Annotated in this window: 22 protein-coding genes; all 22 read left to right on the top strand. The window is 38.9% G+C overall.

Annotated features, from left to right (window positions below):
* Window positions 1–104 precede the first annotated feature (104 nt).
* Entirely contained in the window at window positions 105–1,277 is a 1,173-nt protein-coding gene (locus tag RT761_RS04035) for an ROK family transcriptional regulator (RefSeq protein ID WP_218112801.1), read from the top strand.
* Between the two features lie 9 nt (window positions 1,278–1,286).
* Window positions 1,287–2,432 carry a uroporphyrinogen decarboxylase family protein gene (locus tag RT761_RS04030; RefSeq protein ID WP_218112800.1) on the top strand — a complete coding sequence of 382 codons (1,146 nt, stop codon included), beginning with the start codon at window positions 1,287–1,289 and terminating at the stop codon, window positions 2,430–2,432.
* 57 nt (window positions 2,433–2,489) lie between these two features.
* Window positions 2,490–3,752, top strand: coding sequence for an ABC transporter substrate-binding protein (locus RT761_RS04025; protein WP_218112799.1), 1,263 nt, complete (start codon window positions 2,490–2,492; stop codon window positions 3,750–3,752).
* Window positions 3,753–3,975: 223 nt separating this feature from the next.
* The gene (locus tag RT761_RS04020; RefSeq protein WP_218112798.1) at window positions 3,976–4,848 is read left to right on the top strand and encodes a carbohydrate ABC transporter permease; all 873 of its coding nucleotides are present in this window, start codon (window positions 3,976–3,978) and stop codon (window positions 4,846–4,848) included.
* On the top strand, window positions 4,845–5,678 hold the full coding sequence (locus RT761_RS04015) for a carbohydrate ABC transporter permease (RefSeq protein ID WP_218112797.1): 834 nt from the start codon (window positions 4,845–4,847) through the stop codon (window positions 5,676–5,678). The genes RT761_RS04020 and RT761_RS04015 overlap by 4 nt, the downstream gene beginning before the upstream one ends.
* Before the next feature lie 781 nt (window positions 5,679–6,459).
* Window positions 6,460–7,818 (top strand): chromosomal replication initiator protein DnaA, encoded by a 1,359-nt coding sequence (gene dnaA / locus RT761_RS04010; RefSeq protein ID WP_218112796.1) that lies wholly within the window; start codon window positions 6,460–6,462, stop codon window positions 7,816–7,818.
* 191 nt (window positions 7,819–8,009) lie between these two features.
* Window positions 8,010–9,122 carry a DNA polymerase III subunit beta gene (gene dnaN, locus RT761_RS04005; protein ID WP_218112795.1) on the top strand — a complete coding sequence of 371 codons (1,113 nt, stop codon included), beginning with the start codon at window positions 8,010–8,012 and terminating at the stop codon, window positions 9,120–9,122.
* A gap of 3 nt (window positions 9,123–9,125) precedes the next feature.
* The gene (recF, locus tag RT761_RS04000) at window positions 9,126–10,220 is read left to right on the top strand and encodes a DNA replication/repair protein RecF (protein ID WP_218112794.1); all 1,095 of its coding nucleotides are present in this window, start codon (window positions 9,126–9,128) and stop codon (window positions 10,218–10,220) included.
* Window positions 10,213–10,530, top strand: coding sequence for a DciA family protein (locus RT761_RS03995; protein WP_218112793.1), 318 nt, complete (start codon window positions 10,213–10,215; stop codon window positions 10,528–10,530). Before recF ends, RT761_RS03995 begins: the two co-directional genes overlap by 8 nt.
* Window positions 10,531–10,617: 87 nt before the next feature.
* Entirely contained in the window at window positions 10,618–12,525 is a 1,908-nt protein-coding gene (gyrB, locus tag RT761_RS03990) for a DNA topoisomerase (ATP-hydrolyzing) subunit B (RefSeq protein WP_246465300.1), read from the top strand.
* Window positions 12,526–12,555: 30 nt separating this feature from the next.
* Window positions 12,556–14,976 carry a DNA gyrase subunit A gene (gyrA, locus tag RT761_RS03985; protein ID WP_218112792.1) on the top strand — a complete coding sequence of 807 codons (2,421 nt, stop codon included), beginning with the start codon at window positions 12,556–12,558 and terminating at the stop codon, window positions 14,974–14,976.
* Between the two features lie 35 nt (window positions 14,977–15,011).
* On the top strand, window positions 15,012–16,043 hold the full coding sequence (locus RT761_RS03980; RefSeq protein WP_218112791.1) for a pyridoxal phosphate-dependent aminotransferase: 1,032 nt from the start codon (window positions 15,012–15,014) through the stop codon (window positions 16,041–16,043).
* Window positions 16,027–16,572 carry a bifunctional adenosylcobinamide kinase/adenosylcobinamide-phosphate guanylyltransferase gene (gene cobU, locus RT761_RS03975; RefSeq protein WP_218112790.1) on the top strand — a complete coding sequence of 182 codons (546 nt, stop codon included), beginning with the start codon at window positions 16,027–16,029 and terminating at the stop codon, window positions 16,570–16,572. Before RT761_RS03980 ends, cobU begins: the two co-directional genes overlap by 17 nt.
* The gene (gene cobS, locus RT761_RS03970; protein ID WP_218112789.1) at window positions 16,572–17,333 is read left to right on the top strand and encodes an adenosylcobinamide-GDP ribazoletransferase; all 762 of its coding nucleotides are present in this window, start codon (window positions 16,572–16,574) and stop codon (window positions 17,331–17,333) included. Before cobU ends, cobS begins: the two co-directional genes overlap by 1 nt.
* A 6-nt stretch (window positions 17,334–17,339) precedes the next feature.
* Entirely contained in the window at window positions 17,340–18,227 is an 888-nt protein-coding gene (locus RT761_RS03965) for a GHMP family kinase ATP-binding protein (protein WP_218112788.1), read from the top strand.
* Window positions 18,224–18,820 carry an alpha-ribazole phosphatase gene (gene cobC / locus RT761_RS03960; RefSeq protein WP_218112787.1) on the top strand — a complete coding sequence of 199 codons (597 nt, stop codon included), beginning with the start codon at window positions 18,224–18,226 and terminating at the stop codon, window positions 18,818–18,820. The genes RT761_RS03965 and cobC overlap by 4 nt, the downstream gene beginning before the upstream one ends.
* The gene (cbiB, locus tag RT761_RS03955; RefSeq protein ID WP_218112786.1) at window positions 18,817–19,779 is read left to right on the top strand and encodes an adenosylcobinamide-phosphate synthase CbiB; all 963 of its coding nucleotides are present in this window, start codon (window positions 18,817–18,819) and stop codon (window positions 19,777–19,779) included. Before cobC ends, cbiB begins: the two co-directional genes overlap by 4 nt.
* 284 nt (window positions 19,780–20,063) lie before the next feature.
* Entirely contained in the window at window positions 20,064–21,179 is a 1,116-nt protein-coding gene (locus RT761_RS03950; RefSeq protein WP_218112785.1) for a lysylphosphatidylglycerol synthase transmembrane domain-containing protein, read from the top strand.
* Window positions 21,180–21,223: 44 nt separating this feature from the next.
* On the top strand, window positions 21,224–22,279 hold the full coding sequence (locus RT761_RS03945; RefSeq protein ID WP_218112784.1) for a lysylphosphatidylglycerol synthase transmembrane domain-containing protein: 1,056 nt from the start codon (window positions 21,224–21,226) through the stop codon (window positions 22,277–22,279).
* A gap of 251 nt (window positions 22,280–22,530) precedes the next feature.
* Window positions 22,531–23,337 carry a biotin--[acetyl-CoA-carboxylase] ligase gene (locus tag RT761_RS03940; protein ID WP_218112783.1) on the top strand — a complete coding sequence of 269 codons (807 nt, stop codon included), beginning with the start codon at window positions 22,531–22,533 and terminating at the stop codon, window positions 23,335–23,337.
* A 35-nt stretch (window positions 23,338–23,372) separates the two neighbouring features.
* Window positions 23,373–23,885, top strand: coding sequence for a biotin transporter BioY (locus RT761_RS03935; RefSeq protein WP_218112782.1), 513 nt, complete (start codon window positions 23,373–23,375; stop codon window positions 23,883–23,885).
* Between the two features lie 95 nt (window positions 23,886–23,980).
* Window positions 23,981–24,730: a ZIP family metal transporter gene (locus tag RT761_RS03930; protein WP_218112781.1), complete on the top strand. Its 750-nt coding sequence runs from the start codon at window positions 23,981–23,983 to the stop codon at window positions 24,728–24,730.
* Window positions 24,731–24,734 lie beyond the last annotated feature (4 nt).

The following is a 24,734-nucleotide window of genomic DNA, read 5'->3' as shown; positions in this document are numbered from 1 at the left end:
TTTTATTCATTACTGTATTTTCAGTATAAATGGCTCAGCTTGTCTCTTGACAGAGAGAGTCTATCTTTCTAATATATATTTATTACTAAAGGTTAGTAATAAATATGAGGGGAACTCCCGGTTTAATTCGAAAAATTAATCGTTCCAATATTATCGGATTGATCCAGAAACGGGGATCTCTTTCTCGATCGGAGATTTCACGGATCAGCGGTCTTTCTTTGCCTTCGGTTTCGCGAATTATTGATTCTCTCATTCAAGAAGGCATCTTAAAAGAAATTGGAAAGGGTAAGTCGCTGCGGGGGAAGAAGCCTCTTTTAATAGACATCAACAGCGACCACCAGTATGTTTTTGGGGTGGAGATTTCCCGAAAAGGACAAATTATACTCTGCAATTTAACCGGTAAAGTTTTAAGGCGTGAACAATATTTTCCCGATCCTTCCCAAGGTCCTTTATCCATTGCTAACCAACTTTCGAAGAAAATCACCCAGCTTAGCCATTCATTGAATTTATTACCAAACAAAATTGCTGGAGTAGGCATTGGAACCCCGGGTTTTCTTTTCAAAGCTGGACCCCTCATTAGCCAATCACCCTTTTTTGGTTGGAACAGCATTAATGCCGTTGAGATATTTGAGAAGTCCTTTCCCTATCCAGTGATAGTTGAAAATGTCGCAAAGGCTTCGGCTATCGCAGAAAAAATGTACGGTTATGGAAAACAATTTGATAACTTTTTTTATATCTTTACCGACTGGGGTGTAGGAGGAGGGTTTTTTACTGGCGGAGCTTTATATCGTGGAATAAATGGCAACGCTGGAGAATTTGGTCACACTATCATTGAACAAAATGGAGTTCCTTGTTATTGTGGGAACCTTGGTTGTCTTGAGCAATACACTTCTACTGATGCAATAGTTCGAGAAGCAAGATCCATTAATAAAAATATTAAAGATTTTGACTCGGTCATGAACGCCTTCCAACTCGGTGATTCAAAAATTATTGCTCTTATTGAAAAATCTGGAGAAATTTTAGGAAAAGGAGTGGCTAATATTATTAACCTGCTCAATCCAGAAGCCATTATTATTGGAGGAGAAATTGCTCGCAAATGTCCCATTTACATTCAGTCGGCAATAGTGCAAGCTCACGGTGCCGTCTTTTCTTTAGAAGCCCGAAAAACCCCGGTTATTACTAGTCAGCTTGGAGAAGAGGCGGTTGCTATGGGAATGGCTAGTGAAGTTATCAGTAGATTTATTAACGGAAATCCACCAATCAAGAGGGAGGAATAGCAAAAAATAATGAAACTACCTTCTTTCCAAGAAAAAGTTCTTACAGTTTTTCAAGGCAAAAACATTGATAATATTCCTTGGCAACCACGTTTAGAGCATTGGTTTAATGTTAACCGAGCTCGAAATCAGCTCGTCGAACCTTATCAATCAATGAAGCTACTCGATTTATATAAAAACTTGAATTGCTCGGTACGATACTATTATGGCGAGACTCAAGATATTTCATCACCGAATACCTTTATTCATTTCGATTATCCATCCGGTGCCGGTGTCTTTGAAATCCAACAGAAAGATGATATTAAAGTGATTTTTCGGTCAGCCAAGGGTGAAGAGTTGATCGGCAAAAAACGTTTGGGTGAATGGGGATGTTCCTGGCACTATGTCGAACACCCGGTTAAAAGCGTTGAAGACCTTAGAATTTTAGAAGATATTGTTACCTCGATACGTTATCGTTTTGATAATGACTTTTATTTAGAGGCAAAAGAGGCTGTTGGTGAATGGGGAGAAATTCAATTTTATTGGGAAAGATCGCCTTTTCAACGTCTCTTCTTGCAATATGCAGGTATTGAAAATACGATCCAGCTCATCTATGACTATCCTAATCGGCTTCAAGAGTATTTGAAAAAAGCCGAGGAAGCCGAGGATTCACTTTTTGAAATTTTAGCTTCTTGTCCGGTAAATATCCTAAATTTTGGTGAAAATATTGATGGCCGGTTTAATTCTCCTCGTATTTTTAATCAGTTTCTTGTCCCTTATTACCAGAAACGAGTTCAACAGTTACATAAATCAGGTAAGTTTTGTCATATTCATATGGATGGTTCACTCAAACCCCTATTACCCTACCTCCGAGATTCGGGATTTGATGGGATTGAGGGGGCTACCCCTCAACCACAAGGAGATGTTTCTTTAGAAGAGTTAAAAGAGGCAATGGGAGAAATGATTCTTATCGATGGTATCCCAATGCTCCTTTTTCTCCCGGAATATTCCATAGAAGAATTAGAATCTTTCACCAAAAAAGTGCTTTCGCTTTTTTCACCGCGCCTCATTTTGGGGATATCCGATGAGATTTCTCCCCAAGGGGATATCGAAAAAGTTCGATTCGTATCAAAATTAATGGAAAAACACAAGGGGGGAGGTGAGAGTAAGAAAAAATAAGTTGAGTATTGTTATTCAATTTTTTGATCGGTTTGAAATAATTTTGGAGGGATGTATATGACTAAAAAGTGGATTTTTTTCAGTCTACTTATTATCATGCTGGTTGCTCTGTTGTCAGGGAGCGCTTTTACTCAGAAAATTACTTTGAATGTATGGTTGATGGTACAAGCTGATGTCAATCTCTTAAAAGCCCAGGAAGATGCGCTGGTAGAATTCAAAAAGCTCTATCCCGATATTGATGTGAAGTTCACAGTTTTTCCCTATAATGAATATCGTGACAAGTTATTAATTGCTGCTGCTGCCGGAAACCCGCCGGATATTTCCGTTGTTGACCAAATTTGGAATCCAGAATTTTCTGCCGCTGGTTTTATCTTGCCACTGGATGATTATGTTGCTCAATCTGAAAGTGTCAATAAAGAATTCTACTTGCCGGGTGCTTGGGATTCAGCTCTTTACCAAGGGAAGCTATATGGTATTCCTTTTGATGTAGGCGATTGGGCATTTAACTATTACAACAAGGCATTTTTCACCGATGCCGGCCTTGATCCGGAAAAACCTCCGGTAACTTGGGATGAATTTTATGAAACAGGGAAGAAAATGACCTCTAGCGAAAAATGGGGCACTGCTCTCTGGGTTGGTCAAGGCGATGCAGTACAATGTGTAGTTGATGCACTTATTTTCTCCAACGGTGGATCGGTTTTAAATGAAGACTTTAGCCAATGTGTGCTTGATCAAGCACCAGCCATTGAAGCATTGGAGTACTACAAGAAACTCCAAGAAATTAATCCTCCTGGAGAAGTGAGCCGAACCGAAGAAGATTCATTCCAACTCTTTACCGCTGGAAAAGTGGGTATGTTCTGGTATGGTGAATGGGGACAAGATACGGTGAATGCTAGAGCACCGGAAATGGATTGGGCTTTAACCTATTTCCCCAAACCTGCTGATGGTGAATCCATCACTACCCTTGGTGGTTGGAACATGGTCATTTATAAAAACGCTCCCAACAAAGATGCGGCTTGGAAGTTTATTGAATATTGGACAAGCAAAGAAGTTAATGAAAAGGTTTCCTCTCTCACTCCTGCTAACATCGAAGCTGCAAAAGCGTTCTTAAATGAAAAAAGAAGGTTCCCCGATATCATTTTTGAACAGCTTGTTCTAGCCCTTTATCGTCCAATATTCCCAAAATATCCAGACCTTGCCGAAATACAGCGCAATGCTACGACTGCAATTCTCACAGGAACGGAAGATGTTGAAAGTGCACTAAAAACAGCGACCGAGGAAATAAACGCTCTGCTTGCAGATTACTATGGCACTAATTAAAGAATAATCATAGTTCTGGGCAAAATTCTTTGCCCAGAACTACTTTTAATTCATTTTTTACGGAATTTTTGGTTAAATAAATATGGTTACTTGTCTTTATTTCTAATTTTCATTTGATTATTATGATACTTTTCAATTATATATACATCGATTGCCTATTGTTTCAGAATATTGTTAGTTTTGATGGTTTTAAGCCTTATAATGCTATTATCTGGAGGATTCCATGAAAAAAGACTGGCTTACTGGGTATTTTTTCACCCTGCCATCAATAATTTTATTAGTAATCCTGGTTATTTATCCCTTATTTCTCACCCTAAATTATAGCTTAAGCGATATGTCACTAACCTCTTCTCGTTATCTCGGCTGGACTGCCTATAACAAACTCTTTGGCAATAAAATGTTGCCGTTGGTTTTTAAAAATTCGATTATCTGGACGGTTCTGGTGGTTTTTTTCCAGCTTCTTTTGGGATTGGGATCGGCAATAGTTTTAAATAAGCCTTTTTGGGGTCGTTCTCTGGTACGTGGTATTATGATTCTCCCCTGGGTTATGCCCGGCGTGGTTGCTGGTATGGTTTGGAGGTTAATCTACGATCCTCAGCTTGGTCTTCTTAATCATTATTTGAAAAGCCTTGGGCTTATAGATCAATATTTAACATGGCTGAGTGTTCCAGGTTCAGCAATATATGCTGTGATATTTTCTGCAATCTGGAAGGGTTTTCCTTTTTCTATGCTTATGTATTTAGCTGGGTTACAAGGAGTGTCTACCGAGCTGTATGAGGCTGCCAATATTGATGGCGCTGGGAAGTGGAAACAATTTCGCTATGTCACTCTTCCCTCCATGCAACCAATCATCACCATCACTTTCTTGCTTACCTTTATTTGGACATTTAATTATTTCGAATTAATTTATGTAATGACCGGTGGTGGACCAGCTGAAAGTACCCATATTTTCCCCACCTATGTCTATGATTTAGCTTTCAAGAGATTTCGTTTCGGTGATGCTTCAAGGTTCGCGATTTTTGATTTTTTATTCCTTCTGATATTTAGCCTCTTTTATGTTTGGCTTAGCCAGCGTCAGAAAGGAGCAGAACAATGAAAACTCATTGGAGCGGACATGTTATTACTGCTATTCAGGTGCTTCTCCTTTTAGTTTTCGTTCTTTTCCCCTTTTCAGTCATGCTTTCCGTGTCTCTTAAGGCACCTGACGAACAATTTACGTCTCCACCCTATTTAATCCCAAAACGTCCTACTGGAGATAACTACCTTCATGTTTTCGGAAGGGGATCGATGTTTGTTCGTTATTTTATAAATAGTTTTACGGTTGCCTTGGGTACAACTGTTGTTGTTATTTTCGTAGCTCTTTTTTCTTCTTATGGATATGCTCGACTACAATTCCCAGGAAAAAAGTTTTTCTTTAACTTGCTCCTTCTTAGCCAACTGTTTCCTCTTGCTGCCATCATTGTTCCTCTTTACCGAATCATGGGTCAGGCTGGCCTTATTGATACCTTTGCGTCGCTTATTATTGGATATCTTGCCTTTTCGGTACCAGTTGGAGTTTGGCTATTAAGAGGGTTTTTTGTTGGCATTCCAAAAGAGCTGGAGGAAGCCGCCCAGATCGACGGTTGTTCTCAACTACAAGCCTTTTGGAAGATAGTCGTCCCTTTGGTGCGTCCAGGTATTGGTGCAACGGCTGCCTATATTCTTTTTCTCACTTGGCAGGAGTTCATGTTTGCTCTCACATTCATAACCAGCCAAGACAAAAGAACACTTCCTGTCGGTATATTTGACTTTGTTGGTCAATATGAAACCAATTGGGGTAACTTAATGGCTGCCTCGGTTCTCATCTGTATTCCGGTATTCATTCTCTTTCTCTTTGTACAAAAACAATTGGTCGGAGGTCTCACTCAAGGAGCGGTGAAAGGATAAAGCAAAATGGAACTTCTGTTCCTGTTCTTTCGGGAAAAGATGAAGCCAAGAATTATCGTTTTAATCTCTTGGGGTTTTGTTTCTCTTCGTCTTTACAGAATAGACCTTCATGCTGCTTTCGCAGCACCAGATGAATATGAAAATAAGTTGCCCCCTCACCCTGGCCCTCTCCCACGAAGGGGCGAGGGAAAAAAGAACAAAAGAATTCAGAGTTCCTTCTCCCTTGATGGGAGAAGGTGAGGATGAGGGTGAAAACCAAGAATGAGATTAAGGTTGGTTGCTTTGAAAGAATTACCTAAAAACGTTTCGATATTTTCAGGATAGATATCCACAAGAATCTGTGGATATCTCAATTTTGGCTGTGGAAAAGTCTTTTTTCTCATTTTTTTATGAAACAAAAATTTGTTATCTGACTATCATTCTATTAAACAGACGGGACATACATTTTGATTTTTCCTCAAGCTTTTCTCTCCGATTAATATCTATTTATTTTTCGTTTAATAGCTTCCACATGATATACTATTCAATACCGAGGGAAAAGTTACAACAATTAAGTTATCCACACCTGTTGATAACTTGTGGATAACTTGCCAAGAACCCTTCCTTTATGGTTTAATAGGACGAGAGCAATATTTTAAAAAAAACATTTCATTGTTCTTTCCTAACTCATATAACCCCTTGTCATGCGCTTTAGCAAATTTCTATTGCCCTCATCCAGGGGGTTAGAATACCTTGTGGATATCCTTGTGAATTACAATTAAATAAGTTGGGGTGGCTTTTTATGAATGATGTATCAAGCACATTAGATGGGTTGTGGATAAAAACCATCTCTTTTTTAGAGAAACAATTATCGGTTCCAGAATATGCGGCCTGGATTGAAACAATTCATCCTATTTCCTTTAGTGACAACGAATTAATTCTTGGAGTTCCTTCCAGTTTGGCACGGGAGAAGGTTGAACAAAAATACCTGGATTTGCTTCGCACTACTTTCTCAAAAACTGTTGGGAAAGATGCTTCTGATTTAAAAGTTATTCTATCCGTGGATTCGAATTCAACGATTTCTCTAAGTCCTTCTCCTATTCTTATTCCTCAATCTAATGATTGGGAAAAACCCAACCTAAATCCTCGTTACAGTTTTTCCTCTTTCGTTGTCGGTAACAGCAATAAGTTTGCCCACGCAGCAGCAGTAGCCGTTGCAGAAAGCCCGGCTAAGTCATATAATCCCCTTTTCATCTATGGAGGGGTCGGTTTGGGGAAAACACATTTGATGCATGCTATTGGGCACCAAGTGTTAAAAAAAAATCAGTCGGCTCGCATCGTTTACTCTTCCTCCGAAAAGTTCACCAATGAGCTGATCAATTCCATAAGAGATGATAAGACTGAGGATTTTCGTCAAAAATACCGCAATGTTGATGTTCTTCTTATTGATGATATTCAGTTTTTAGCTGGAAAAGAGAGAACTCAAGAAGAATTTTTTCATACTTTTAACTCCCTTCATGATGCTTTAAAACAAATTGTTCTCACCAGTGACCGCCCACCTAAGGAAATCCCTACCCTTGAAGACCGCTTGCGTTCTCGCTTTGAATGGGGATTGTTGGCTGATATCCAACCACCAGACTTGGAGACCCGCATTGCTATACTTAGAAAAAAGGCGGAAACTGAACACATTGATATTCCTGATGAAGTTATTCTCTTCATCGCTGACCGTATTCCTTCGAATATTAGAGAATTGGAAGGCGCTCTCGTTCGTATAAAAGCATACTGCACCTTAAATCAAATTAGCCCCAATCCTGAGATTGCTGAGGAAATCTTGAAAGACATCTTACCCAAAACTGTAACAAAGAAAATTAGCGTGAGCACTATCCAAAGAGTCGTATCAGAACATTATTCAATAAAACCAGGATTAATGCGTGCCAAGAAGAGAACCAGAGAGGTTGCGTTCCCCAGGCAAGTGGCCATGTACATTACACGTTCCCTTACTAATTATTCTCTTCCTGCTATAGGAGAAGAGTTTGGTGGAAGAGATCATACAACTGTTCTCCACGCTTATGAAAAGATTAAAACCGACCTTGAAAATAATCCACAGCTTTCTCAAGAAATTAGTGGAATCATAGAAAAAATCCAGAGGGAAGGAAGTTAATAACATTCTTTCCACACAAACTTCACAGAATAAAACCTGGTATTTAATGACTATTTTTATCAATATAATGGGAAAATTGGGAGATATCCACAGGTTTATTCTCTACTACTACTCCTTCTCCTATTTTTTAATATATAAAAATAGGAGTAATAATAAGAATGTGGATAATTACCAAACAGGAGGATAATTCCATGAAAGCTACAGTTAAATTAAGAGACTTAAAAAAAGCGATTGATCATGTTTCTGTTTGTGTTCCCTCTCGAAGCTCAATTCCTGTTTTGACAGGATTATTGATTGAAGCTGAAAATAAAGAAACAATTAAAATGCTATCAAATGATATGGAAATGGGTATAATTGCCAAATGCCAGGCAAACGTTGAAGAAAGTACCAGTGTTGTGCTTCCTGGAAAATTGTTGATTGGAATAACGAGAGGAATGGTAGGAGAAACGGTAACCATTAATTCATTGTCAGATAGTATGGTGACTGAGTTAAGGTGTGGAAAGAGTATTTTTAAGTTAACTGGTTACCCTCCAGAGAATTTTCCAGTATTTCCTCCTTTTCAAAAAGATAAATATTTTACGGTTAAGAGTGAGCAGCTGCGAATTGGTTATAACAAAACTGCTTTTGCTACTTCTAATGATGAAACCCGAGGTCCACTTACCGGTGTTCTTTTAGAAGGAAAGGAATCGTTTTTGTATCTGGCAGCAACCGATGGTCATAGGTTGAGTTTACACAAAATTGAAAAGATAAACGATCAAGTGGGAGAAAAAATACGTTTTATTGTTCCTTCGAAAGTAGCAGCGGCAATTATAAGAGCGATGGTAGGAGAAAGAGTAAATGTTATTCCTGGTCAAGGGGAAATTATGTTCGATATGGACTCAGTGATAATATACAGCCGACTTATAGAAGGGGAATTTCCCGAGTATGAATCAGTTTTGCCAACTGATTTTACAACAACTGCAACTGTGAATCGTAAAGAATTATTTGAGGGTATTGAGAGAGTAGCGCTAGTTACAACACCCGAAGAGGAAACTATCTACTTGCAATTTAGTGACGGGAAATTGATCATGACCTGTGAGAGTCAGGGGATGGGGACAGCAAGAGAAGAAATGGAAGTTACCATAGAGGGGCAAGCTGTTAACATAGCATTTAATTCGCGGTTTTTGACCGAATGTATTCGAGTAGCGCCATGGGAAAATATTTCTCTTGGCATTAACGGCGAAGTGGCGCCGGTTTTGATATTCGGTGATAATGATGAATTTCGACATTTAATCATGCCTCTAAAGGTTCGAGAAGAAGTTTAGGGCATGTTGATTCAAGAATTAAAATGTATTAATTGGAGAAATCTTGAAAAATTAAACCTGAGTTTCTCCAACCATTTAGTCATTTTACAGGGAAAAAATGCCCAAGGAAAAACCAACCTACTAGAAGCTATATATTTTTTATCAAGAGGGCGTTCGTTTAGAAGAGCCAAAGACCAGGAAATGATTACCTGGGGAGAAAGTTATAGTTACCTAGGTGCAAAGATTGATGAGAACGGAAATTACTTCTGGAAGGAAGTGTCAATACAGCCAGGTCAAAAAAAAGAGTGGAAATTAAATGGTCATCCTGGATCGGGGAAAAAAGGGATATGGTTGGTTGGGTATTTCCCTAACGATCATGAAATAGTAGAAGGACCACCCCAAAGTAGGAGAGAATACATAGATGAAGCGATAGGATTTATATATTCTGCTCATGCTGCTTTGGTAAGCCAGTATGAAGGATTGCTATCGCGTAGAAATTATTTACTCCGAGAACATGCAAATGAAGACCTTATAGAGACCTATACGGAAAAACTCATTCATGTTGGAAAAAAAATTATTCAGGGGAGGCTCGAATATTTAAGGCTCTATACCCCTTTAGTAAAAGAGTTTTATGCTCGGTTGGGTATAAATAATCAAATGCTTTCACTAAGGTATCAACCGTTTGGTTATCATTTGAATAAAGAGGGCATTATTCATTTGGAAAAAGGCTTCGAAAAGGTTAAAGAAGAAGAAAGAGAAAGAGAGATTACCATAATTGGACCACACCGCGATGAAATTGTTTTTGAGAAGAATGGGAAGGAGTTTCGAACCTTTGGATCCCAAGGAGAGAAAAAATCACTCACTTTATCAGTTAAATTAGCAGAGATGTCTGTGATACAATTGATCAAGAAAAGTAAAGTAATTATGGTTTTTGACGATGTTTTTTCAGAGCTTGATCAGCACCATCAAGACTTATTGTTAGAAGAAATTTTAAACCAGGGGCAAGTGTTCATATCCACGACTCGCGAAAACGATGAATGGGCGAGAAAGCGAAGAAACCGAGTGACAGTTTTAAATGTTGAAAAAGGAAAAATACTTATGGGGAAAGGCAATGAATGACAAGGTGGTTCGTTGTTTTTGGGGAAAACCAACTTTAATTGGTGAGATACTAGAAGATTATTTAGAGAAAGAAGGCTTAGTTGAGCCAATTAAAAATCAACAGCTTATTGGGTTGTTTGGAGAATTCTTTCCCAATTTGAAAGATTTTTGTCAGTGTGAAGGATATCGTAATAATGTCTTATTTTTAAGCATAACCGATCCAATATTTAATCATGAAGTGCAAAAATTCATACCAGACATTTGCAGAATATATCAAGAGAAAGGGTTAATGGTAAAGAAAGTAAAAATCCGTGGGATAAGGAAAAAATAGAAAAAAAATCAGGTTTTCCTTCTTTTTATTAGGATATCAACCAATTCATAATACCAAAGATTTATGAGGTGAAAGATTTTGGAAGAAATAAGAAAAAATGATATAAAAAATTACGGAGCAGAGCAGATACAGGTTTTAGAGGGATTAGAGGCAGTTAGAAAACGCCCATCAATGTATATCGGGAATACATCAATTGAAGGTCTCCATCATCTTGTGTTTGAAGTTGTAGATAATAGTGTTGATGAAGCGCTTATGGGATATTGTGACGAAATAAAAGTCACTATTCAAAATGATGGCAGTGTAATGGTACAAGACAATGGAAGGGGAATTCCAGTTGGTGTTCATCAAAAAGTTGGCCGCTCAGCAGTGGAAGTAGTCCTCACCAAACTCCATGCCGGAGGGAAGTTTGACCGATACTCTTATAAAATATCCGGGGGTCTCCATGGGGTAGGAGTTTCAGTTGTAAATGCATTATCTGAGTGGTTAGAAGTTGAAATTCACCAAAACCAAAAAATTTGGCGGCAAAGGTATGAGCGGGGTAAGCCGATAAATGATTTGGTAGATGCCGGTTTTACCAACCACACCGGAACAGTAATTCGTTTTATTCCAGATTCCGAAATATTCCCAGATCGCAACTTTCATTTTGATATTTTAGCGCAAAGATTAAAAGAACTCGCGTTTCTTAATGAAGGTCTAAAAATTTGTTTAAAGGACGAACGCAACGAAAAAGAAAAAGAATACTGTTACCACGGAGGAATAAAATCCCTAGTTAGCTATTTAAACCGAGGTAAAAATGTTGTTCACAACGAACCGATTTTTCTTAAAGGGGAAAAGGATGAGGTAAAAGTTGAGGTTGCTTTTCAATATAACGATAGTTACCTAGAAAACCTCATTTCTTTTACCAATAATATCAACACTATTGAAGGTGGTAGTCATGTTAATGGTTTTAAGCTGGCAATAAGCAAATCATTCTCAGAATACATTGAACGCTATCAACTTATAAAAGATAAAGAAGAGATGCCGACCGGAAACGACATTCGAGAGGGGCTATGTGCAGTAATTAGTGTCCTTGTTCCTGAACCACAGTTTGAAGGACAGACTAAAACCAAGCTTGGAAACACAGAAGTCAAAGGCATTGTGGAGGAAATAACTCACGATTATCTTTCTTCCTTTTTAGAAGAAAACCCTGATGTGGCCAAAGCTATTTGCGAAAAAATAGTTCAAGCGGCGAGAGCACGTGAAGCAGCTCGTAAAGCTCGTGAATTAGCTCGAAAAAAGAATAGCATCGATTCATCAAGTCTCCCAGGGAAATTAGCCGATTGTTCTAGCCGGGATCCCGAAGAATCGGAATTATTTATAGTTGAGGGAGACTCTGCAGGAGGTTCAGCAAAGCAGGGTAGAGACCGTCGTTTTCAGGCAATTCTACCCTTGAGAGGGAAAATTCTCAACGTCGAGAAAGCAAACCTTCATAAAATTCTTTCCAACGCTGAAATTCGTAACATTGTTGCTGCTTTAGGATGTGGGATAGGATTTGACTTTATTATTGACAAATTACGTTACTATAAAGTGATAATAATGACCGATGCCGATGTGGATGGTGCCCATATACGAACTTTATTATTAACCTTTTTTTACCGATATATGAAGCCACTCATAGAAAACGGAAAAATTTACATTGCCCTTCCACCGCTTTATCGAATAAGGAGCAACAAACAAGAGGCTTATGCATATAGTGATAATGAATTGGAAAGAATTTTAAAAGACTTTAAAAATAAAAAATACACAATTCAACGGTATAAGGGCTTAGGAGAGATGAACCCAGAACAGCTATGGGAGACGGCGATGGATCCCAAAACTAGGACTCTCAAGCAGGTTTCTATTGAGGATGCCATTGAAGCCGAGGAAATATTTAGTGTCTTAATGGGAGATGCTGTCGATCCACGTCGTGAGTTTATCCGTGAACATGCTCATGAAGTAGTAAACATAGATATTTAATGAGATAGAGAAAATTTTTGGAGGAATTAAATGCCGGAAGATAAAGGAAATATAATTCCTGTAGATGTAAAAGATGAAATGAAGGACGCATATTTAAATTATGCCATGAGTGTTATTGTCGGGAGAGCATTGCCTGATGCTCGGGATGGACTGAAACCCGTGCAACGGCGAATTCTGTTTGCGATGAACGAAATGGGTATCAGGCATAATTTGCCTTACAAAAAAAGCGCGCGTGTTGTTGGAGATGTTCTGGGAAAGTATCATCCTCATGGTGATATGGCCATATATGATACCTTAGTTCGAATGGCGCAACCCTTTACTTATCGCTACTCTTTGGTTGATGGACACGGAAATTTTGGATCTATCGACGGTGATCCACCAGCAGCCATGAGATACACTGAAGTAAGAATGAACCAGATTGCCGAAGAAATGCTCTTGGATATCGAAAAAAATACGGTCGATTTTATACCAAATTTCGATGAATCGATGCAGGAACCATTAGTTTTACCGGCAAACTTTCCACAACTTTTAGCCAATGGCGCAACCGGTATTGCAGTTGGAATGGCGACCAACATTCCGCCTCACAACCTTTCGGAATTAATCGATGCAACTATATATCTTATTGATAATCCGCAATCAACTTGGAAGGAGTTATTGGAATACATTCCAGGACCTGATTTTCCTACATATGGATTAATCAACGGGACAAAGGGAATTCATGATTATTTTCGAGAAGGAAGGGGAAAATTAATCTTACGGGGAGATGCTCGGATTGAAGACTTGGATCGACACCGAAAAGCAATAATTATCCGGGAAATTCCTTACCAAGTCAACAAAGCTTCTCTGGTCGAAGAAATTGCTCGACTCATTATGGACAAAAAAATTGCTGATGTTAGCGAAGTTCGTGATGAATCAGACCGAGATGGAATTAGGGTGGTTTTAGAGCTGAAAAAAAATGCTACGAATCCAAGCTTTGTTTTGAATTATCTTTATCGTCATACCGCTCTTCAAACTACCTTTGGTGTTATTCTTTTAGCGCTGATCAACGGACGACCGGAGGTAATGGGTGTTCCTGACGTGCTTCGCCATTTTATTGAATATCGTAAAGAAGTAGTGATCCGGCGCAGTAAATATGAATTAAAAAACGCCGAAGAAAGATTGCACATTTTGGAAGGTTTCCTTCGGGCATTAGACATGATTGACGAGGTAATTCATACTATTCGGTCATCTCAAAACGTAGCTGAAGCAAAAGATCGTTTAATGCAGCAGTTCCAGTTCTCAGATGCCCAGGCTCAAGCAATTTTAGAAATGAGGCTGCAGAGGTTGGTGGCCTTGGAAAGGGAAAAAATCCAAGAGGAATATCGAGAATTAGAAAAAAGAATTGCTTCTTTGAAGGATATATTAAACCACGAAAAGAGTTTAATGAACTTAATTAAAAGAGAGCTTTTAGATGTAAAAAGAAGATTTGGCGATGCTCGTCGAACCCGTATTGTTGATGAAGCGGAGCCTCTTGATTTAACCGACCTCATTGCCGAAGAGGACGTTGTTATTACCCTTACTCGGGATGGTTATGTCAAAAGAGTTCTCCTGTCTTCCTATCGACGCCAAGGACGAGGTGGTCGAGGAGTAACGGGCATTACTACTAAAGAAGAAGATTTGGTTAGTCAAATTGCGGTTACGACGACTCTTCATAAAATTCTATTTTTTACCAGCCGAGGACGAGTATTCCAACATCCCGCTTACCAACTGGTTGAAATGCAGCGCCAAGCCAAGGGAATTCATTTAGTAAATCTACTCCAACTCGAAGAGGGAGAGCGGGTGATTAATATGATACCCCTTAAGGATTTTGGCGAAGGGAAGTACTTATTTTTTGTTACAACGCGGGGCATCGTTAAAAAAAGCGATCTTCTCGAGTTTGTTTCTATTACCAGACGAGGCATAAGAGCAATTAATCTCGATGATGGAGACGAGCTCTCGACAGTGTTTGTAACCAATGGACAGGAAAAAGTTCTGATCGCCACAGCAAAGGGTTATGGAATTTCCTTTTCTGAAGAGGAAGTTCGCTCAATGGGGAGAGTTAGTCGAGGTGTGAAGGGGATAACGCTTCGAGTGAAAGACCGGGTTGTCGGTGCTTCATCCCTCAACAATAATTTAGATCTTTTGATTATTTCCTCTAAGGGTATGGGTAAGCGAGTAAAAATGAAGAAATTTCCTGTTCACCATCGAGGTGGGAAGGGCATTATCTTAATGAAATTTGGCCAACCAGAAAACGAAGTTATTGGAGTTCAGCTCGTTTCTGGACAGGAAGAGATATTGATATCATCGCAAAATGGTACCCTAATTCGGATCAATTGTAATGAAGTTTCAGTTCAAGGACGTGCAACCCGGGGTGTAACCTTGGTAAGATTACACAAAGGTGATTTAATCTCCTCATTTGCACTGGTTGAATGATGAACATACCCATCCATGGTGGTCGACTAATAGAGATGGAATTGAGAGGCAAAAGCCCCACGGATTTCAGTGTTAACTTAAATCCGTGGGGTCCGCCTCAAATACTAAAGGAACACTGGAATGATTGGTTTCGGTATGTTTCCTATTATCCCCCTCTTGATTGGGAATTTTATCAAAAAAGAATAGCGCTGCTTTATAATTTGGATAAAAACTCAGTTATTCCTTTCAATGGCGCAACACAGGGTATTTATTTTATTGCCCGTCGTCATCAGGCAAAAAAAATCTTTATCTTGGAACCATGTTTTACTGAATATGCTCGAGCTTTTCATTTGGAAGGGAAAAAGGTAGTACATAGTAATCCTTTGTTCCAAGAAGGATTCGACAGCATTATGTCTCGCATAGAAAGGGAAAGACCGGATCTGATTGTATTAGGGAATCCCGGTAATCCCTTAGGTCAATGTCTGTCAAAGGAAGAGAGGCTCAGTTTATACCGTTGGTGTCGAGAACAAAAGATTACTCTGTTGGTTGACGAAGCATTCCAAGAGTTTACTCAGGAAAAAACCTCTTTTGTCCCACAATTAAACAACGAGGACCAATGCCTAATCATCATTCGCTCTCTTACAAAATATTATTCCTTAGCTGGATTGAGAGGAGGCTTTATAGTAGCCAACCCCTCCTTGGTTGAGGAATGGAAACAAGTTCTTGAACCCTGGAGTATAAATACCCTTCTTGCTGTAACTTTAAACGTGCTTGCCAATACCGACCTTAAAGATTTTCATTCTCTTACGCTGAAGGAACTACGAAGAGAAAAACTTTATATTGAAGAGAATTTGGGAAAACTCGTCAACCTTTTTGAACTTCAACCTTCAGTAGTAAATTTTTATACGGTGAGAATCAAAGCCCAGACAAGTTGCTTCTATTCTTTCCTTCAAAACCAAAAGCTCATTGTGCGCTTTTTAGGTGATTTTTGGGGAATGACTAATGATTTTTTCCGGTTTTCAGTTCGGACACATGAAGAGAATATAAAATTAATTCAGGTGATAAATGAATATGCCCGAACCTTATAAAAAAACAGTTCTGATATTGGGAGGGGCCAGGAGCGGAAAAAGTTCTCTTGCACATCAAATGGCTCGAGATAGTGGCTTACCAGTAATTTATTTAGCAACCGGAGTGGTTACCGATACGGAAATGAAGGAAAGAATTCAAAAGCATCGGAATTCTCGTCCTCAATCCTGGTTAACCAGAGAGACTCCCTGTGGTTTCAGTCATATAAGTGAAAACTGGACTGGAAAAGCAATTTTGCTGGATTGCGTTACATTTCTGGTTAATAATCTGTTATTACGTGAGAACAAAGAAGAAGCAGCATATCACCAACTTCTTGATGAATTCAACTATCTTTTTGAAAAGCACCAACAGGAGGGTTTTTATTTTTTAATGGTGAGCAACGAGACCGGAATGGGGATTGTGCCCGAGTACCCTCAGGCGAGAACCTTTCGTGATCTCCAAGGTCGCATTAACCAATGGTTGGCGACCAAAGTAAACTTAGTCTACCTCGTAGTGGCCGGTATTCCAGTAAAGATAAAGGGAGAGGCATAGTGGAATCTAGTCCTCCAGCGATTAAACCCAAGATATGGCGGTATTGGTTGGTCGCTATGAGTTTTTTAACCTGTATTCCTGTTCCTAAATTCAGTTATCAAAAGGGAGATCTTTCCCGAGCGGCCATTTTTTTCCCCATTGTTGGTGGATTGATAGGAATATTCAATTGCGGTTTATATTACTTCCTTCGGTTTATAAACGCTGGGAATTGGTTAGTCGCTTTGGCGTTAGTAGCTACCTCATTAATTTTAACTCGAGGATTGCACCTCGATGGATGGGCTGATGTTTGCGATGCGCTTTTTTCAACGCAGGATTTGGAAAAAAGGCGAGAAATCCTCAAAGACAGTCGGCTGGGAACGTTTGGTGTAACCGGAGTATTTCTTTTATTAGGCTTTAAGATAATAGCACTGGGGGGAAATTTTCAACCAATTTTTTTAATCATTGCCCCAATGGCAGGAAGAATCGCTGCATTAATCATTGGGGGACTTTTTCATCCCTTTCATCGTGAAAAAAAGAGTCTTGGAGAAGAATTTATTGGTCAGATCCCATGGTGGGTAATGGGGATTTGGCTTGGGGTTATAATATTGTTTCCCTTTTTTTTGGGATGGAATTACTATCCTATCAAGGCAGCCTTGATTTTTTTCGTTGGCTGGTTATTCAGTAAAATGATGGAAAGGGGTTTTCGAGGACTTAGTGGAGATGCCGTAGGGGCAATTATTGAGCTTGTTGAAACCCTTTTTTTATATTTAGGGAGGATATAAAAAAAAATGAAACGCGCGTGGTGTCCGGGTAGTCTTGGAGAATTAGTTCAAGGGACTTGGGAAGGAAAAGAAGTGCTCATATCTTTGACAGTTGATCGTTACTCAGAAATAGAAGTTGATTTGGTTGAAAGAGTTGATCAAAAAAGGAGCGAACACATGGAAACGCTCTGGAAGAGCAAGCAAGCCATGGAGTTGATGCTTCAAGAATGGGGATTGAATGGATTAGCAGAAAAAATTGTGTTTCAAAGGCGTCGCTCAATTCCAGAAGGGAAGGGTTATGCCTCAAGCACAGCTGACATTGCTGCCCTTTTAGCAGCTTTAGCAATTCTTGTGGAACGGGATTTGCATGAAGAGGACATCGCTCGGATTGCTTTAAAGATTGAACCATCGGACGGTATCATTTTTTCAAAAATGTGTATTTTTGACCACTTGGATGGATCAGTTTTAGTGCGTTTTCCAGTTCCGAGGCATTTGGGGGTTGTAGGCATAGAATTGCCCGGTGTTCTCGAAACTCTCTCGGTAGATCGCTGGAGAATGAGAGCTCAGTGGGGAAAGTACCAAAAAGACCTTTCAAAGGCTTTTGGTTTTGCTCAACGAGGACTAGAGGAAAACGATTTATCCCTTTTGGGGAGAGCAGCGACCCTGAGTAGTTGGATTGCTCAGTCATTTATTTCAGAACCTATTTTTGAAAATCTAATTGAAATCTGTTCTTCCATTGGTGGTTTGGGCGTAAACCGAGCTCATACAGGAAAAGCATTTGGAATACTATTTGATGTTCGAGTAAATTCACCGAAAAAAATGGTTCAACGAGTAAAAGATGCTTTGGGAAAAGAAAAAGTGGATGTTTTTTATAATAAGGTCGTTTCTGGAGGAGCGAAGGTGGTGTATTTATGAAGGAAATTATTCTTTTAAGACATGGAGATACCGATGCAACTGAAAATCGATATTTTGCTGGATGGAGTGATATTCCACTTACTAAAAAAGGCGAGAAAAGGATCCGAGCAGCAAAAGAAATACTTAACAATAATGAGTATTTAGAAATTTGGTCGAGTCCCCTCGTTCGGACAAGACAGACAGCTCAGATAGTTGTTAATTCTAATTACTCGATTCAATACACCGAGGACATAAAAGAAAGATCTTTTGGTGAATGGGAAGGAATGAATTGGGAAGCGCTTGAGAAAGATTTTCCCGACCAAGCCAAAAAGTGGAAAGATAGCCCTTTGGAGTTTACCCCACCATTGGGAGAAAGCTTTGAAGATGTTTTGATCAGAGTAAAAAGGTTTTGGCAAACACTTCAAGATAAAAGCAACGGAAACTATTTAGTAGTAACCCATGCTGGTGTCATTCGATGCTTGTTGGTTCTTCTAACCGGGATGGCATTTGAAAATAGCTTTCATTTGCTATTGGATCCCGGAGTAATAATAAAAGTTCGTGATGATTCAGGATTTTTCCAGGTAACAGGGATTATAAACCATAAGGATTTATGATGCTGAATGCGATTCGACTAATATGTGGTTTTGCTCTTGATGGGTTGTTTGGAGATCCGCAGGGGGAATGGCATCCAGTTATTCTGATCGGTAAAATAATTAATGGCTTGGAAAGGTTATTTTTTCCGAAGAAAAGAAACTTTAAAAGGGAATTTATTATGGGTTTTGTACTCGTTATTCTCATTGCTGGAGGAATAGGGATACTGTATTATTTTCTTGGCCGATGGTTACGGCAATACTTTTTGCTAGGCTTCTGGGTGTTAGAAATATATTTAATTTTTAGCTTTACAGCCTATCGGACTTTAATGACAAGAGTAAACAATGTGAAGCTAGCATTGGAGCAAGATAATATTGAGACAGCTCGTCAGGATTTAAAGCATTTAGTTGGAAGAGATACCGAACATTTTTCTGAGAAAGAGATAGTTCGAGCCGGGATAGAATCGCTTGCCGAAAGCTTTAGCGATGGGATTCTTGCACCGCTTTTTTATACTGCGCTTTTTGGCGCTTTGGGAGGGTTAGTTTATAAAATTTCTAATACCTTGGATTCGATGTTAGGATATAAAAGTTCCCGGTATTACTTTTTTGGCTTTGCCTCTGCCCGATTTGATGATTTAATGAATATTATTCCCTCTCGGCTCAGCGTTGTTCTGATTGGGATTTCTGCCATGATTTTGGGTAAATTTTGGAAGGGGGTTTTCCAATATTCCTTGCGTGACGCAAGAAAGCATCCAAGCCCAAATGCCGGTTGGCCAGAAAGCGCTTTAGCCGGGGCTTTGGGCGTCCAATTAGGGGGAGCAAATTATTATGGGGGTAAGCGTGAAGAGTACCCGTTTTTGGGAGAACCGCTTTTAGAACTCAATCCGACACGCATTGATGAAGCTCTCATTGTCATTCGATTTTCAACTTACGTGGGAGTTTTAGTTTGCAGCTTGTTTTCAATAATAATATGGTTGCTTTAATTCCCCCCTTTTAAAAAAAGAGGGAACCAAGGTTTTTTGATAATAACATTTATGAATTTGTTGTATAATCGGTCTATTCTATTAGAGAATTCATTATTAACCAAAACCAAACGAGTGAAAAGCCAAAATCAATTTAAAAAATAAATAACATATCTCTTTAGCTAAAGAGATATAATGAAGGCTTCTATAATGAAAAAAATTTTAAGATCTACTAACACCAGGAAGAAAGACTAATAAAATATTTTTCTAGTTTGATACCACTAAGAATGAGGACTTAAGCTGATATGGAAAATAACAAGAGAAGAGATGGCTTGATGTACGAACACGAACGGTATGAGCCTAGTAATATAAAAAAACAGGTTATTATATCTATTTTAATCAGCTTGGGAACCACGATTTTTATCTTCTCAATTATTTCTTTTCGGGGGATTTCAATTGACCTATCGGTTTTTCGCTTGGAATGGTTAGTATATGGAATTATATTCCTAATATTAGCCTGGATTGTTGATGGAGTGCGAGTGTATCTTAGCTCGAGAGCTTGGAATAAGACCATAACCTTTGAACAGGCGCTGAAAACAGTTCTTTCTGGTTATTTTATGTCAACCATTACTCCATCGGCGACCGGGGGTACCCCTGCCCAAATGTATGTTCTTAGCCGTTCGGGTCTTACCTGGGGAGAAGCCGGAAGCCTAGTGGTAGTATGTGGTATTCTCTATCAAGTCAGCCTCCTATTATTAATTGTTGTCTTTATTTTTCTCTTTGATATTCGAGTCGCCCTTCAGGGCATTCTTCTTAAACTCCTCTATACCTTTGCAATATTTTACTCGATCATCATGTTCTTGTTGTTTTACTTTCTATACCGTCCTCAAGTTCTGTACCGTCTCACCAATTGGGGGATTAACTTTGTAAAACGATACTTCCGAAGGGCAAAGTTTTCTGAAGCAGCGGTTCGTACCTGGGTTGAAGAATTTTTTGATGACTTCCGAAGAGGATTTTCCATTCTATTTCTTAAAAAACCTCAGTATTTAGCCTGGAATCTCGGCTGTTATATTATTTATTTTATACTATTTTTCTCGGTGGGTTTCTGCATCCTTAAGGCTTTAGGAGCGAATTCTCCCTATTTAAGAGTTATCAGCGCTCAAATTCCACTATACTATATATTTGGTTTTATTCCTACTCCAGGAGCGAGTGGTGGCGTAGAGCTCACTGTGACTTCAGTTTTTCTTCGTTTTACTGGACCTCAAAAAGTAGGAATGTACGTTTTATTATGGCGAGTTGCCACCTTTTATTTTCCGCTCTTTCTTGGAGGTTATGCTTTTTTTCGAATTATTACCGGTCAGAAAAAGCCTTCAATGAAAAAATATCATTCTCGATTACCAGACGAAGAAAAGAACGAATAAGAATTTTAATTAGTGGGAATTTACATTATAAAAAGGGAAAATAGGTGAAAATTCAACCAGCCTTCGAAAAAAATAAAATAACCAAAAAAGTCTGCTACTCGATTGTTATCAGCCTAGGAACAATGGTTTTCATTTTTTCATATTTTTCCTATCGAGATACTACCGTACCGGACTTGTCATTTAAAATAATACCACTGATAGCTGGTGCGTTTTGCATAATCGGAGCGTGGATTTTTGATTCATTGAGAATCTTTATTACAGTCCGAGCTTGGGGGAAGGTCATTCTGTTTCGTGATTCATTAAATTCGGTTCTTTCGGCGTATTTTATGTCTTCAATAACACCCTTTATGTTAGGCGGGGGTCCTGCCCAAATGTATGTTCTTAGCCGTTCGGGTCTTACCTGGGGAGAAGCCGGAAGCCTAGTGGTAGTATGTGGTATTCTCTATCAAGTCAGCCTCCTATTATTAATTGTTGTCTTTATTTTTCTCTTTGATATTCGAGTTGCCCTTCAGGGCATTCTTCTTAAACTCCTCTATACCTTTGCAATATTTTACTCGATCATCATGTTCTTGTTGTTTTACTTTCTATACCGTCCTCAAGTTCTGTACCGTCTCACCAATTGGGGGATTAACTTTGTAAAACGATACTTCCGAAGGGCAAAGTTTTCTGAAGCAGCGGTTCGTACCTGGGTTGAAGAATTTTTTGATGACTTCCGAAGAGGATTTTCCATTCTATTTCTTAAAAAACCTCAGTATTTAGCCTGGAATATTATTTTTTATAATTTACGCTACATAGCCATATTTATGGTGGCATTTTGGGTTTTATGGTCTCTAGGGATATTGGTACATCCGATTAAAGTTATCGGTATCCAAATACCATTAAATTACATTTTTTCTTTAATGCCCACACCAGGTTCCAGTGGTGGAGTTGAGGCATCAATTGCTTCGATTTTTTTGTCTTACACAACATCTCAGCGAATTGGAATATTTGTCATTTTATGGAGGATAATAACGTTTTATTTTCCACTTATTATAGGTGGGATTAATTTTTTTCAAACCGTATTAAAACCCAGATCAACCGCTTTTCCCAAAGCAAAATAAAGCTAGTGAAGAGTTTAAAAATTCTGAAGAAGCGACCAGCACCAATCAATCAGAATTAATAACTCTCAAATCCGCTTTCCCGCCGAGGTCTTCAGAGACTTACTCACTCTTTTATGCTTATCGGGGGCGTGATTCGGAATTAAGATGGAGTCGATAGTATTTTCTAAGTTTTAATGATTAAATAAAATAGTTTATATCCGGTAATATTACGAAAGGTTAAAAAAATAAAAAATTATGGAGTCGGGTAATAAGTGGAAACGAGTAAAAATTTTCGAATTCTTCATTACGAAACAGTTGGTTCGACAAATCAATTGGCTCGACAATTCGCTGAGCAGGGGGAGCCGGAAGGGTTGTTAATAGTAGCCGATCAACAAGTCGCTGGAAAAGGAAGGAGTGGAAAAGACTGGTTCTCGGTCCCAGGCGAAAGTTTAACCTTTTCATTGTTGCTCAGGCCAATAAAAAAGAATCCAGAGCAATGTCCGCAACTTGCCTTGATTCTTGGATTAACCCTTGCTCAAACTATGGAAAATATGGGCTTTAAGCCACAACTCAAATGGCCTAACGATGTCTATTTACATGGTAAGAAAATAGCCGGTATATTATTAGAAAATGCATTTCGATCTAATCAAATACAGTGGATAATAGCCGGTATTGGTGTTAATTTGAACGTTACAAAAAATCACTTTTCTCAAGAGCTGAGAGACCAAGCAACCTCTCTTCTCATAGAAGGGAAAAAGAAAATTACTCACGATTTTTTTCTACAGAAATTTTTAATAATTTTTTCTTCTTGGTACTGTAGTTGGATTAATAATGATAAAATGCAACACCTGCTTGAAGAATACACCAAACGCTCCATTCTTTTGGGGTGTTTAATAACCTATGAAAAAAAGGGGAGGAGGTGTCAAGGATGGGTAGAAAGATTTGATGAAAATGGAGGGATTTGGGTGATAAACCAAAAAGAAAGGTATCGATTATCCTGGGGCGAAGTTTCAATTGCCTCTTATAGTAATTTTCAGGCAGGATTGAACTTCCATTTGGATGGGGGAGAAACACGGTGAATCTTTCTCCTCGTAATCTCGTAAGGAGTGCTTTTTTGTGTTCCATTGCAGTGGTTACAACCCAATTGATACGATTTGGTTCGTCGATCGTCCCATTTAGCCTGCTTCCGGGAATATATGTATTGGGAACCCTTGTGTTTACGCCCCTTGAAAATGGTTTCGGATGGATGGTTTATATTCTATTAGGATTAATGGGTGTTCCGGTATTTGCTATCCCACCTTATGGTGGCCCTAGTTACATCTTGAAACCTACCTTTGGTTTCCTCCTGGGTTATTTGTTTCTTTCTCCTTTGTTTTCCTGGATTGTACAAAAAAGAAGAAAGGCAAGTTTTTATTATATACTTTTCTTAAGTTTTGCTGCAGTAAGCTTGCCTTATGTGCCAGGTCTCATTTATTTGTGGGTGATTATGAAATTCGTTGTACAAGCGCAAATTTCATTTGGATATATACTAAAAACCGGATTTTTCCCCTTTATCGGAGGGGATATTTTAAAGGCTATTGTTGTATTTTTAATCGCGTGGAAAGCGAAACCATTGCAAGGTAAGTGAGAAAAAGTTTTGATAATAAATATCTGATAATATAATGTTAATTGATTGATAAATATTAATATATTGTTGGGAGATAGTCCTAGGGAGGGATTGGTTTGAATCACATCACTCTTGGTTTTCTTGCTAGTCTTATTGCTGGCTGTGCAACAGGAATTGGAGCCATTCCGGTTCTATTTTTTCGGAAACAAAATTTTTCTCATCGCTTAAAAGACCTTCTTTTGGGGTTTGCAGCAGGAGTGATGCTAGCTGCAACTGCTTTCAGCTTGTTGGTTCCGGCTATTGATATTGGTGGGGTATGGATTGCTGTAATTGGGGTTATAATTGGAGCTCTTCTTTTAGATGGTGTTGATAAAGTCATCCCTCATGAGCATTTTGAGATGGGTCGAGAAGGGGGGAGCACGAACCTTCGACGTATTTGGCTCTTTGTCTTGGCAGTTACAATTCATAATTTTCCTGAGGGTATGGCGGTTGGAGTGAGTTTTGGAACTGAGAATATTTCTAATGGACTTACGGTTGCTACTGCCATTGGTCTGCAAAATATTCCTGAGGGCATGGCGGTAGCGATATCCCTAATTGGCGTAGGATATAATCGAACCGCTGCTTTTGGATATGCTCTTCTTACTGGTTTGGTTGAGCCGATCGGAGGGCTTTTGGGAATAACTTTGGTTACCTTTATGCATTGGTTTCTTCCTTTGGGGATGGCTTTAGCTGGTGGTGCCATGTTATTTGTTATCAGCGATGAGGTTATTCCCGAAACCCACCATAGGGCTCATTCCCGTCTTTCTACATATGCTTTGATGATTGGTTTTATTGTTATGATGACTTTAGATAACCTTTTCGGGTAGAAAA

The organism is Atribacter laminatus (genome assembly GCF_015775515.1).
Taxonomy (GTDB): Bacteria; Atribacterota; Atribacteria; order Atribacterales; family Atribacteraceae; genus Atribacter; species Atribacter laminatus.
This window is presented reverse-complemented; position numbering and strand designations above follow the sequence as displayed.